Annotated in this window: 9 protein-coding genes; 8 read left to right on the forward strand and 1 reads right to left on the reverse strand. The window is 69.7% G+C overall.

The features are described 5' to 3' along the window. Positions 1 to 57: 57 nt before the first annotated feature. Both LKO27_RS14335 and LKO27_RS14340 read left to right on the forward strand, forming a co-directional pair. On the forward strand, positions 58 to 705 hold the full coding sequence (locus LKO27_RS14335; protein WP_227738194.1) for a ThuA domain-containing protein: 648 nt from the start codon (positions 58 to 60) through the stop codon (positions 703 to 705). Between the two features lie 26 nt (positions 706 to 731). After that, positions 732 to 914: a DUF5302 domain-containing protein gene (locus LKO27_RS14340; protein ID WP_227738195.1), complete on the forward strand. Its 183-nt coding sequence runs from the start codon at positions 732 to 734 to the stop codon at positions 912 to 914. A gap of 67 nt (positions 915 to 981) precedes the next feature. Here the strand turns inward: LKO27_RS14340 and LKO27_RS14345 are convergent, their stop codons facing one another. Beyond that, positions 982 to 5,751: a metallophosphoesterase gene (locus LKO27_RS14345; protein ID WP_227738196.1), complete on the reverse strand. Its 4,770-nt coding sequence runs from the start codon at positions 5,749 to 5,751 to the stop codon at positions 982 to 984. Between the two features lie 227 nt (positions 5,752 to 5,978). Here LKO27_RS14345 and meaB point away from each other — a divergent pair, with 227 nt between their 5' ends. From meaB to LKO27_RS14375, 6 genes are all read left to right on the forward strand, one after another. Further along, positions 5,979 to 6,992 (forward strand): methylmalonyl Co-A mutase-associated GTPase MeaB, encoded by a 1,014-nt coding sequence (meaB, locus tag LKO27_RS14350; RefSeq protein WP_227738197.1) that lies wholly within the window; start codon positions 5,979 to 5,981, stop codon positions 6,990 to 6,992. 250 nt (positions 6,993 to 7,242) lie between these two features. Next, a complete protein-coding gene (locus LKO27_RS14355) occupies positions 7,243 to 7,992 on the forward strand; it encodes a DUF3662 and FHA domain-containing protein (protein WP_227738198.1) in 750 nt (249 codons plus the stop codon). 2 nt (positions 7,993 to 7,994) lie between these two features. After that, positions 7,995 to 8,456, forward strand: coding sequence for an FHA domain-containing protein (locus tag LKO27_RS14360; RefSeq protein WP_227738199.1), 462 nt, complete (start codon positions 7,995 to 7,997; stop codon positions 8,454 to 8,456). Positions 8,457 to 8,458: 2 nt separating this feature from the next. Next, positions 8,459 to 9,853: a protein phosphatase 2C domain-containing protein gene (locus LKO27_RS14365; RefSeq protein WP_227738200.1), complete on the forward strand. Its 1,395-nt coding sequence runs from the start codon at positions 8,459 to 8,461 to the stop codon at positions 9,851 to 9,853. After that, positions 9,853 to 11,244, forward strand: coding sequence for an FtsW/RodA/SpoVE family cell cycle protein (locus LKO27_RS14370; RefSeq protein WP_370630042.1), 1,392 nt, complete (start codon positions 9,853 to 9,855; stop codon positions 11,242 to 11,244). The genes LKO27_RS14365 and LKO27_RS14370 overlap by 1 nt, the downstream gene beginning before the upstream one ends. Then, positions 11,241 to 12,671 (forward strand): penicillin-binding protein 2, encoded by a 1,431-nt coding sequence (locus tag LKO27_RS14375; RefSeq protein ID WP_227738201.1) that lies wholly within the window; start codon positions 11,241 to 11,243, stop codon positions 12,669 to 12,671. The genes LKO27_RS14370 and LKO27_RS14375 overlap by 4 nt, the downstream gene beginning before the upstream one ends. Positions 12,672 to 12,687 lie beyond the last annotated feature (16 nt).

Here is a 12,687-nt window from a genome sequence, read left to right on the forward strand (position 1 = left end):
CCGGGGTGGGATTGCCCGCCCCGACGCTGTGCTGTCCGCGCCCGATAGCTTGGGGCCATGGCATCCATCCGAATCCTGAGCGGCCACGGGCGCTACAGCGACCCCTGGCACCCCTTTCCGGAGACCTCCGCGGCGGTCCAGCGCATCCTCACGGCCGCCGGTCACGACGTCGAGGTCCGCGACAGCGAGCCCTCCGCCCTCGCCGACCTGACGCCGGTGGACCTGCTCGTGGTCAACACCGGTGGCGCCCATGTGAAGGATGCGGCTCCGCCGGAGTGGGCGCTAGCCCACGAGGCGCTGGGCGCATATATCGACGGTGGCGGTCGCGTCCTCGGGCTGCACACCGCCGCGGCCACCTTCCCCGACTGGCCGCGCTGGCGGGAGTTGATCGGCGGTCGTTGGGGCGAGCGCGCCTTCCACCCCGAGATCGGCACCGCCACCTTCGACCCGTCCCCGGGCGCGACGGACCATCCCGTGTGGACGGGTCTGGAATCGGTCACCGCCTTCGACGAGCGCTACTCGGGCCTTGACCGGGCCGACGACGCCGTCGCGCTGGTCCAGCACGTCACGGACGGCACCGTCGAGGTCATGGGCTGGGCGCGCGGACGCCTCGTCTACGACGGCCTGGGCCACGACGCGCGCTCGTATGAATCCGAGTCCCGCTGCCGGCTGCTGCTCAACGAGGTGGCCTGGCTGCTGCGCTGAGCCTGACCGGGACGTAGGCTTGGGCCATGAGTACCGAAGACAAGACAGAGCCGCTGGATCCCAAGGAAGCGATGCGCCAGGCGCTGGAGCGCAAGAAGGCCCATGAGCAGGAGGGTCAGGCCAGGATCGACGCCGAGCGCGACAAGGGCGGGCACGCCCACGGACAGGTCGGCGGCAAGCGCGTCTTCCGTCGCAAGTCCGGCGGCTGAGCGCCACAGAACCACGAAGGGCCCGGCCCCGCCATCACGGCGGTGCCGGGCCCTTCGCAATTCGGGATCAGTTCCTGAAGCGGACGCTGTTGTTGAAGACCCAGGTCTTGGTCCAGCGGAACGTCCGTTCGCCGTCGACCAGCGAGGAGGCGATCACCGAGGCCTCCACCCAGGTGCGACAGCCATTGCGGCCGGTAGCCGGGGTCTCGCACTCGGTCCGCCAACGCCGGCCGTCAGCCCCCGTCCACTCCCCCGGCACGGCGAGGGGGTTGGTGCCCCACGCTGCCCGGCTCAGGTACGGCAGGTAGGACAGGTTGTTGAACACCCAGCCGTTGCTCTGCACGAACCGGCCGCCGGCCTGCGCGACCGACGTCGCCCAGATGCTGGTGCGGCAACGGATGGTCTGGGAGTAGGGCTCGCACTCCGTGTGCCACCACCGGCCGTTGACGTTGTGGAAACCGGGGACCTCGTAGGGCACCCTGGGCCCGTTGCCCGGGAACGCCGTGGGCCGGGCCGACGGCGTGGCCGACGGAACGGCGGTGGGGCGGGCCGACGGCGTGGCGGACGGGATCCCGCTCGGCGGTGCCGTGGGCGAGGCCGACGGCGTCTGCGTCGGCTCGGCGACGACGAGGTGGCGGATCTCGCTGATCGCCTCGCCGCCGAACGCGTCGCGCGCCACCACGTACCAACCCGCGCCGGCCGTCGGCTCGTCCCAGACGGCGGTCACCGTCGCGCCGGACTCCACGCCGGTGAACTCACCGATCACCTGCGTGGTCAGGATGTCCGCGCTGAACGCCTTGGTGGCCAGCGACTTGGTGGCCGGCTCGATGCCCAGGGTGTCGTAGGAGACCTCGAAACTCTGGTGCTCGGGCTCCAGCCTGTCGTCGTCGGCGTTGAAATCGCCCAGCGACGGCGAGTAGGTGCGCACCTTGAGCTGCCGCGACTCGTTGTCGTAGTGCTGCAGCCGCAGGTACCCCAGACCACCCTCGGGCAGGCCCTGGTAGTCGAACAGCATCGAGGTGACGGTGCGCTCGGCGGTGCCGTCGCCGTCGTCATCGAAGGTGTCGGTGCGGGTGAAGGCGTCGTGGTAGTGCCCCGACTGCACCATCCGCACGTTGGGGTTGGTGGCCACGACCTCGTCGAAGATCCGCTGCGGCAGGGCACCCAGGCCGCCGGTGGTCAGCATGTACTCGTGCAGGTTGACCACCGCGATGCGCTCGGGGTATCGGGCGAGCACCTCGTTCATCCACTCGATCTGCTCGGTCTGGGCGCCCCAGCCCATGTAGACGTGGATGAAGTCGATGCCTCCGGCCGAGAACAGGTCGTAGTGGCCGCGGTTGTCGAGGTGCGATTCCCCGTACCAGGGGTTGTCGGCGAACCGTGCCTCGCCGAAGTGCTGGCCGTACTCGGTGTAGTCCACCTCTGCCTGGGAGACGTCGTGGTTGCCCGCCAGGACGCCGTAGGGCAGACCCGCGTCGTCGAAGAGCTCGTAGGCGGGGTTGGCACGCTCCCACTGCTCGGGGATGTCGTTGTTGTCGACGATGTCTCCGGTGTGGGCGACGTAGGCCAGGTTCAGGTTGTCCCGCTGGGCCACGAGGAACTCGTTGATGGCCTGCTGGTGCTTGTAGTAGGCGCCGTTGGCGTTGTAGTACTGCGTGTCGCTGACGTGGGCGACGGTGAAGTCGTAGGACGAGCGCGGTTCGGCCTCGGCGTGGAACGCCTCGACGTCGTCGCTGCGCTGGGTGCGGTTGCCGCCGGCCCAGCCGTCGGTGTGCTGGATCAGCACCTTGAGTTCTCCGCCGATCTCGTGCCCGCCCGCCGGCACGAGCGCCTCGAGACTCACCGGGACCAGTCCGTCACCGGCCTCGGTGACCGTCTCGGCGACGCGGTTCCAGCCGCCGTCGGTGGTGAGCACGTTCATGCTCACCCGCTGTCCGGCGTTGGCCTCACCGCTCCAGGACAGGCGGGCGCGGTAGTCGTCGCCGGCACCCTCCGGCACCGGGACCGTCAGCAGCTGGTAGGGCAGGAGTTCGCCGCTGGAGACGGCCTGGTCGAGGGCGACGGTGGCAGCGTCGTCCCGCTCGACGGTGGCCGCGTCGGAGGTCAGGCCCCCGGTCAGCGCGACCTCACCGTCGGCGGCCGTCAGGCGGTGCCCGACGTTGAAGGAGCCCGAGAGCTCATCCGCGGTGGGATCGGTGACGACGGCGGACAGCTCCACCCCTGGCTGCACTTCGGCACCGTCGGCCGGGCCGGCCAGTTCCACGCCCGGCTGTTCCTCGGGCGTGGTGAACGTCACCGTGGTCACGCCGCGGTTGCCCAGCGCGTCGGTGGCCGTGACCTCCAGCACGTGCTCGCCGGCGCTCAGCTGCAGGGACGACGTGTCATGGGGGGTCTCGATGACCTCCCCGTCGAGCCGCACCACCACCGACTCGACGCCGACCCCGGCGTCGGTCACCTCGGCGTCGATGCTGATCTCGCCCTTCTGGATGGAACCGTCAGCCACCGACGGCACCACCTGCGGCGCGGTGTTGTCGACGACGACCTCGGCCGTCGCCCTGTCCTCACCGCGGACGGCGACGACGTCGTGCGGCCCGTCGGCCACGGCGGTGGTGTCCCAGGTGTACCCCAAGGCGGAGAACGCATCGGCGGGGACGTCGTAGGTGGCCTCGTAGAACTCGTACTTGCCGGCCGAGTCACCCATCCGCAGCGAGGTGCCGGGATCGGTGAAGTTCGCGTCCCGCAGGGTCCGGCCGTCGGGCAGCACGAGGCGCAGGTTGCGAACCTCGAAGTCGTCGTTGTTCTCGTCGGGGTCGATCTCGGGGGCCTTCTTGGTGCCCGCCCAGATCTCGACGGTGAGGTCCTCACCCTGCGTGAGGTGGGCCTCGTCAACGGGGACGGACACGGTGACCCAGTCGCCGTAGAAGCCCTTGTCGAAGACGTGCAGGACCTCGCCGTCGATGAGGACACCGTTCTGGAAGTACGCGTCGGTCTGACTCGCCTCGAAGACGAACACGGGCTTGCCCTCGAGCGCCGGCACCAGGCCGCCCGAGACGTCGTCACCGTCGATGCTCAGGCTGACGCCGTCGTTGCCGCCCTCGGTGCCGACCACCAGCTGCGTGGTGCCGGAGACGAACTCCCCGTCGGTCACGTTGAGGCGGACCGGGTCGGTGTTGACGCCCTCCAGCGCGACCCGCGTGGACGGCGTCGTGGTCTCCGAGGTGCCGTCGCCGGCGACCACCCAGTAGTCGTAGTAGCGCTTGCCGGTCAGGTCCGCGGCCGGGATCGTGAAGGTGTAGGTGTCGTCGGTGCCGCGCAGCAAGTTGTACTGCATCGGCTCGGCGTCGACGTTGCTGCGGACGTGGAGGGTTGCGGTCCGGACCAGCTGGTCGTCGGTGATGGTGTGGGTGATCGCGAAGTCCTGGCCGGGCGTGATGGCGTCGGCGGTGGTGTCGGCGACCGCCGGGGCTGCGGTGTCCTCGGCCAGTGGCATCAGTCCGGTGGGCACCTGCTCGCCGACGCGGACCGAGCCGGGCGTGGCCGGGGAGATCTCCAGGATCTCCTGCAGTGCCTTGTCCTGCGTGCCGGTGTAGTGGATGCCTTGGTCGGCCTGCGTGTGGTCGACGCCGGTGATGTGGTTGTAGTAGGTGCGCTTGATGGTCACTCCGGTGTTGGTGATGACCTCGACGCCGCGGATGCTGCCGTTGGCCATGCCGCCGGCCGAGATCTCCACCAGGTCCTCACCGGCGACCAGCGCGGTGCCGAACTTGGCGTTGAAGTCGGCGGCGGTGAGGGCGTCGTTGCGGCCGTTCTTGATCCAGAACACCAGTGTCTGGCCGGACGGGATCACGACGTCGGCCGGCTCCGAGGGCCACAGCGCGCTGCTGTTGATCGTCAGGTCCGCGGCCGGGTACAGGTAGTTGATCTTGAAGTCGGAGAAGTCGATGGAGTCGTCGGTGGGGTTGTAGACCTCGATGAACTCGAACGCGTCCGCACCGTCGAGGTTGCTCGTGTCCGGCACCACCTCGGTGACCTGGAGCAGCGCGACGTCGAGGTCCGGGTCCGGCGTGGGATCTGCGGCGGTCGGGGTCGCGCTGGGCTCCTCCGTCGTGGTGGGCGTCGCGCTGGGCTCCTCCGATGGGGTCGGGGTCGCGCTCGGCTCCTCCGACGCGGTCGGGGTCGCGCTCGGCTCCTCCGACGCGGTCGGGGTCGCGCTGGGCGAGGTGGCGGGCGCGAGTTGCGCGGGGTCCAGCACGCCGGGGGTACCGGGCGCGTTGGCCGCGAACAGGGCTTGCGCGGGCGCGTCGGTGGCGGCGAAGTGGGCGGTGCCTGAGGGGGAGACCGAGCCGGCCGGGTAGTACGTCCACGCGACGGCGCCGTCGGGCCCGGTGACGCGGATGCCGCGCTCTCCCCCGTTGACCATGCCGGGCTGGCCGGTGGCCTTCACCAATGGGTAGGTGCTTGCCGCGTCGCCCCACTGGGCTCGGAACTCGGCGTCGGTGCGGGCGAAGGAGTCAACGGTGGAACTGGTGTACTGCAGCCAGACTGCGACCGCACCACCGGCTGGGACGAGGACGTCCTCCACGGTCAGCGGGACGTCGCGGGTGGTGTCCGAGGCGTCCGCGTAGGTGTAGGCGAGGTCGTAGTCGGCGAGCGAAACGGACTCCGAGGAGGTGTTGGCGACCTCGAAGAACTCGAAGTGGTCTGAGCCGGCGTGGTCGGGCGCGATCTCGGTCACCACCAAGGCTGTGGGCGCCGCCGCCCCAGCCGGGGAGACCAGCGTCGCCACGATTCCCACCACCAGTGCGACCACCGCTGTCAACGCACCGATTCCACGCATCCTGTTACCTCCGAGGTTGTTGGGCCTCCTCATCCTGTGCCGAGCCGGTGGCCGGAAGCACCCACCGGGCGGCAAACAGCTGGTGAACAAGCAGTGAACGGACCGCCGTAGCGAGCGTGGCAGCGCTTGGGTGTGACCGGAAGGGCGGTCATTCGTCCGTCGGTCCACACCTGGTGGAGGCCGCACCCCGCCGGAGCCCGGGGACGGGCCGGGGCTAGGGTGGTCGGGTGCGGAATCTCAGTGTGGAAGAGCTTGCGGAGAAGGTCGCCGAGGGGTCACGGGGACACGTGGCCCGTGCCATCACTCTCGTTGAGTCGACGAAGGCGGAGCACCGGGACCGCGCGCACCAACTGCTCCAGGCCCTGGCCCCGCTGACCGGCAAGGCCTTCCGGGTGGGCGTCTCAGGCGTCCCCGGTGCGGGCAAGTCCACCTTCATCGACGCGATGGGCGTGAAGCTGATCGAGGAGCGCGGACACCACGTCGCCGTGCTGGCGGTGGACCCCTCGTCGACGCGCACCGGCGGCTCGATCCTCGGCGACCGGACGCGCATGGCCGACCTCGCCAACCGGCCGGAGGCCTTCGTGCGGCCCTCGCCGTCGGCCGGTCACCTCGGCGGGGTCGCCAGGGCAACCCGCGAGTCGATGCTGGTGCTGGAGGCGGCCGGCTACGACGTCGTGCTGGTCGAGACCGTGGGCGTCGGCCAGTCCGAGGTCGCCGTCGCCGGGATGGTGGACACGTTCCTGATGCTGCAGGTCGCGCGCACCGGCGACCAGTTGCAGGGCATCAAGCGCGGCATCCTGGAACTGGCCGACGTCATCGCCGTGACCAAGGCCGACGGCGACAACGAGGTGGCCGCCCGCGTGGCGGCGCGTGAGCTGGCCATCGCGATGAAGCTCATCACCTCCGACACCGAGAAGCGCCGGGCGCCGGTCCTCACCTGCTCCTCCTACACCGGAGCCGGTCTCGACGAACTCTGGCAGGCCGTCGTCCGCCACCGCGACGAACTGGAGGCCGAGGGCCGGCTCGCGGAGCGTCGGCTGAGCCAGCAGCGCGACTGGCTGTGGAACATGGTGCGGGAGGAACTGCTGGAGTCGCTGCGGACGTCACCCCGGGTGCGGGCGGTGGCGGCCAGGGTCGAGGCCCGGGTGGCCGAGGAGCGGACCAGCGCCCTGGAGGGGTCGCACGAGATCCTGGCCGCCTATGCCCGGGCGGTCCCTGACTTCCCATGGGCGCCCCACTGATCCGGTGCAAGGCGCACTGCCGGCTCCCACGCGACCGGCCCGACCGCTAGGTTGGGGTTTCCTTGTGCGTCATTCCACGAGGAAACCCCAGCAGGACGAGCGGGAGGGTGTTGGGCGCGCGGGGGCCACGAGGGTCCGTAGCAGCCTGATGCTGCACTTGAGGTGCCCGGCGCGTCGGTGGCCCGATGTCACCCGATACTGGGGGTCTGGGTAAGCTGAGGCGCGGTGTGACCGCTGGAAGGGGGTCAGGATGGGCGTATTCGACCGGGCAGAGAAGAAGATCGGCGCAGCCGTCGACAAGGTTTTCGCGCGCGCCTTCAAGGGCGACGTGCAGCCTGTCGAGATCTCGGCGGGCATCCAGCGGGAGCTGGACGCGGAGGCGAAGCTGCTCAGCAGGGACCGCCGGCTGGTCCCCAACGACTTCACCATCTCCCTGTCCCCACACGACTACAACCGCCTGTTCCCGTACTCCAAGACCCTGAACGCCGAGATCATCCCGGGGCTGCGGGAACACGCCGCAGACCGCCAGTACGTGTTCAACGGGCCCATCTCCATCAGCTTCGAACTGGACAAGTCCTTGCCGACCGGACAGTTCAAGGTCTCCAGTGACGCGGTGGCCGCTCCTTCCGGCTCAGGTGGTGCCCCCGCAGGGGGTTCAGGAGGGGCCGCCGGGCGCACCACGCCGTCGCTCCACCGCCCCGCCCGCGGCCTGGTGCTCGAGGTCAACGGCGTCCGCCATCCCCTGCAGCCGCCGGGTCTGGTCATCGGCCGCGGTTCGGAGGCCGACCTGCGCATCAACGACCCGGGCGTCTCCCGCCGCCACGCCCTGATCACCGTCTCCGGCAGCCCGGATGCGCCAGTGGTGGCAATCGAGGACCTTGGCTCCACCAACGGGGTCATCGTCAACGGCAGCCGCATCCACCAGACCCAGCTGGTGGACGGCTCACGCATCGAGATCGGCAACACACGGATGCTGGTGCACTCGCCGTCGGAGCACTGAGGATGAGTGACCTCATAGTCGCGGCCATTCGCATCGTGTTCTTCGTGTTGCTGTGGCTGTTCATCCTGTTCGTGGCCGACATCATCCGCCGCGACATGTTCGGACGCACCGTGAAGGCCGACACGCTGAAGGCACACCCAGCCGACGGCCCGGGCCGCGGCAAGCGCTCGCGCACACCCACCCGCTTCGCCGTGACCCAGGGCGTCCAGCAGGGCCTGTCGGTCCCAGTGCAGTCGACGATCAACCTCGGGCGCGCCGCGGACAGCACCTTTCACCTGGAAGACGACTACGCGTCGGCCCGGCACGCCCAGCTGGTGCAGTCCGACGCGCTCACCTGGGTCCTGCACGACCTCCAGTCCACCAACGGCACCTACGTCAACGGCCGCCGGGTTACCGAGCCCACCCCCGTCACCGTGGGCGACGTCATCCGGATAGGCAAGACCCTCATGCGGCTGGAGGTCTGAGTGTGACGTTCTCCCTGGTCTTCCGCGCCCACTCCGAGGTGGGCCGCATCCGCAAGAACAACCAGGACGCCGGCTACGCCTCGCCCAACATGCTGCTGGTGGCCGACGGCATGGGCGGCGCGGCCGCGGGCGACCTCGCCTCGGCGGTGGCGGCGGTGGAGGCCAGCAGGTGCGACGTCCGGCTCGAGGGCGAGGCGCTGCTGGAGCACATCGGGGGGATCGTCAACCGGGCCAACGACAAACTCGCCGAACTCGTCGAAGCCGACCCGACCCTGGACGGCATGGGCACCACCTTCTGCGGCGCCATGTTCTCCGGGACGCAACTCGGGATGGCCCACATCGGCGACTCCCGCTGTTACGTGCTGCGCGACAGCGAACTCATCCAGCTCACGCACGACCACTCGTGGGTCCAGTCCCTCATCGACAGCGGCCGCCTGACGCCCGAGCAGGCCGCGACCCACCCCCACCGCTCCTTGATCCTGAAGGTCCTCAACGGGCACTCCTCCATGACCCCGGACTACTCAACGGTCGACGTCGCCGAGGGTGACCGTTACCTGTTCTGTTCCGACGGCCTGAGCGGCCTGATCGACGACCAGCTGATCGCCGAACTGCTCGCCGTCACCGACCTCGACGAGTCGGTCTCCCTGCTGGCGGAGGCGGCCAACAACGCGGGTGGGCACGACAACATCACGGTCGTCGTCGGGGAGGTGGTGCCCGCTGACCCGGCGCTGGATGCTGCCGCGCCGCTGCTCGTCGGGTCCGCCGTGGAGCGGGAGATCCCGGATGCCGCAGAGCTGGCCGCGGAGTTCAGGGCGACGGCGTTCCCGGAACCTGCCGACGGCGGGGACGACTCCCGGGAACCCGACGACGACGTCCAGGACGAGACGGAACGCGCCCGTTACGCGCCCGACCCCACCCCCGGGAAGCGCTGGCCCGGCGTCCTGGCCGCGCTGCTGGCAATCACGGTGGTCATCGGCGGCGCGGTCTGGGGAGTCGTGGCGTACACGCAGTCCCGCTACTTCATCGCCGAGGCAGAGGGCTTCGTCGGGATCTACAACGGCCTGCCCGGCTCGCTGCTCGGCACGGAACTCAACCGGCTCGTGGAGACCCGCGACACGCAGGTCTCCGACCTGCCCGCCTTCTACCAGCGCGCGGTCAACAACACCATCGGCGTGCCGAGCTACGAAGGCGCGCAGGCAACCGCGGAACAGCTCGCCGTGCTTGCCGCCCGCTGCATCGAGGCCCGCGAGGACCGCCTGAACCGGCCCGACCCGGCACCCAGCGCCCAACCGGACCCGTCACCCTCGGGGCTGTCGACGGGACAGCCCAACTACCCCACCTACCTTGCCCCCATCACGCCGACCGCGACCGAGGAAGCGGACCCGGAGGCCTGCTGATGACGGTGCAGAGACAACCCGCGGCCACCGGCGAGGTGGTGGTGCACCGGCAGTGGCGCAATGCCGAGTTGCTGCTGATCCTGCTCGGCCAGACGTTCGGGCTCGCCGGCTGGGTCGTCAGCAACCTCACCATCTACGGCGAGCTCCCGGCCAACCTGGGGATGGCTGCGGCCCTCTGGTACGCCATGGGACTGGTCGCGCACCTGGTGGTGCGGATCCGGCTGCCCTGGGCGGACCCGGTGATCCTGCCCTGCGTGTTCGCGCTCAACGGCCTGGGTCTGGCCATGATCGCGCGGATCGACCAGATTCCCGACCCGGTCAGGCACGACGCCGAGCAGCAGCTCATCTGGACGGGTCTGGGCATCGGGCTGTTCATCGGCGTGCTCGCCGTGCTGCGCGACCACCGTCGGCTGCAGCGCTACCCGTACCTGCTGTTCATCGCAGGGCTGGTCCTGCTCCTGATGCCGCTGCTGCCCGGAATCGGCCGGGCCGCCGGCGGGGCGCGGATCTGGATCAGCGTCGCCGGCTACAGCTTCCAGCCCGCCGAGGTGGCCAAGATCCTGCTGGCGATCGCCTTCGCGGCCTACTTCTACGACAAGCGCGACGTGCTCGCCCTGGCGGGCAGACGGTTCATGGGTCTCGAACTGCCCCGCGCCCGCGACCTCGGACCGATCGCCATCATGTGGATGCTCGCGCTGGTGGTGATGGTGGTCCAGAACGACCTGGGCACCGCGCTGCTGTTCTTCGGGTTGTTCACCGTCATGATCTACATCGCCACCGAACGGCCCGCCTGGCCCATCCTTGCCGCGCTGGCCTTCGGTGTGGCCGGCTTCCTCGCCTACGTCGCGACGCCGCACGTCCCACGGCGCGTGAACGCCTGGCTCGACCCGTTCAGCAACTACGAGGCCAACCTGCAGGTCATCAGCGCGCAGTTCGGCCTGGCGTGGGGCGGAGTGTTCGGGCGGGGCTGGGGCAACGGCCGCCCGGGCCTGACCCCACTGCCCAAGAGCGACTTCATCGCGACCAGTCTGGGCGAGGAGATCGGGATCGCCGGGCTGATGGCCGTCATCCTGCTGTACGGGATCATCTCCGCACGAGGGTTCAAGGCAGCACTCACCTGCCCCGACGGCTTCGGCAAGCTGCTCGCTGGCGGGCTCTCGTTCGTGTTCGCGCTGCAGGTCTTCGCCATCCTGGGCGGCGTCACCCGGCTGCTGCCGCTGACCGGCCTGACCACACCGTTCATGTCGCAGGGCGGTTCCAGCCTCGTCGCGAACTGGATCATGGTGGGAATCATGATGGTCATCTCGCACCGCGCCCGCATGCCGCAGGCAGCGACGGCGACCCCGCAGGAACTGCTGGGCGACGACGCGACAGCGGTGATCGCGAAATGAACGGACCCCTGCGCAAGGTCAGCATCTTCGTCGCCCTCATGATGGCCGCCCTCCTGGCGAACCTGACCTACATCTCCGTCGTGGCCAGTGAGGACCTGCAGGCACACCCGCGCAACCGCCGGGTCCGGGACGCCGAGTTCGCCCAGAACCGGGGCGCGATCCTCGTCGGCAACCAGCCGATAGCGGTCACCACCCGCTCCGACAGCACCGCCTTCCCCTGGGCGCGCACCTACCCGGAGGGACCGCTGTGGTCCGCGATCACCGGCTGGTACTCCTACGACTACGGGCGCAGCAACCTGGAGCAGCAGTACAACGAGGAGATGTCGGGCACGGGGTCGGTCCAGGCCGTGGGTCGGGTCCTGGACGTGCTGGCCGGGCGCATGCCGCAGGGCGCCAACATCTCCACGACGCTCAACGCCCGGGCCCAGGGAGCCGCAGTGGGTGCCCTGGGCGACCAGCAGGGCGCCGCCGTCGCCATCAACTACGAGACCGGGGAGATCCTGGCGCTCGCCTCCACGCCCACCTATGACCCCAACCTGCTCTCCACGCTGGACCTCACCGCCGAGCGCGATGCCTGGGACGAGTTGCTCAACGCCAGCTCCGAGCCATTGAAGAACCGTGCCGTCCGCGAGGTCTACCCACCGGGGTCCACGTTCAAGCTCGTGACTGCCGCAGCCGCGCTGGAGGCGGGCCTGACCAAGGACACGGTCCTCGACGCGCCGCGTTCCCTGCCCCTGCCCAACTCGAACTCGACGATGGGCAACTCCACAAATTGCGGTGGCACCGAGGTGACCCTGGAGCAGGCGATGAAGACCTCCTGCAACACCGCCTTCGGCACCCTCGGGATGCAGGTGGGCGGCGAGGCGCTGCAGGACATGGCGCAGGCCTTCGGCTTCAACACGGACCTCGGGCTGGACCTGCCGTCGGCGCAGTCGCGGTTCCCCGACGAGCTGGACGAGGCCCAGACCGCCCTCAGTTCCATCGGCCAGTTCGACGTCGCCGCCTCCCCCCTGCAGATGCTCATGGTGGCCGCGGCGATCGCCAACGACGGCGTCCTGATGCAGCCCCACATCGTCAAGGAGGTCACCTCCCGTGACCTCCGCGTCCTCGAGTCGCAGGGCCCGACCGAACTCGCCAGGCCGATCTCGGCCGAGAGCGCACGCCAGCTGCAGGAGATGATGGTGGCCACCGTCGCCGACGGCACCGGCCGCCCGGCGCAGGTCTCCGGCCTGACCATCGGCGGCAAGACCGGGACGGCCGAGTCGGATCCCAGCCGGCCGAACTACGCCTGGTTCGTCGGCTACGCCGAGGACCCGAAGGTGGCCATCGTCGCCTTCGTGCAGAGCACCGACGTGGAGCCCGACGACATCTCGGGTGGCCGCGTCGCCGCCCCGATCTTCACAGCGATCATGGAGGCACTGCGATGAAGCCGTTTCCACTATT

Origin of the sequence: Tessaracoccus sp. OS52 (assembly GCF_020687685.1) — a bacterium.
Classification (GTDB): domain Bacteria; phylum Actinomycetota; class Actinomycetes; order Propionibacteriales; family Propionibacteriaceae; genus Arachnia.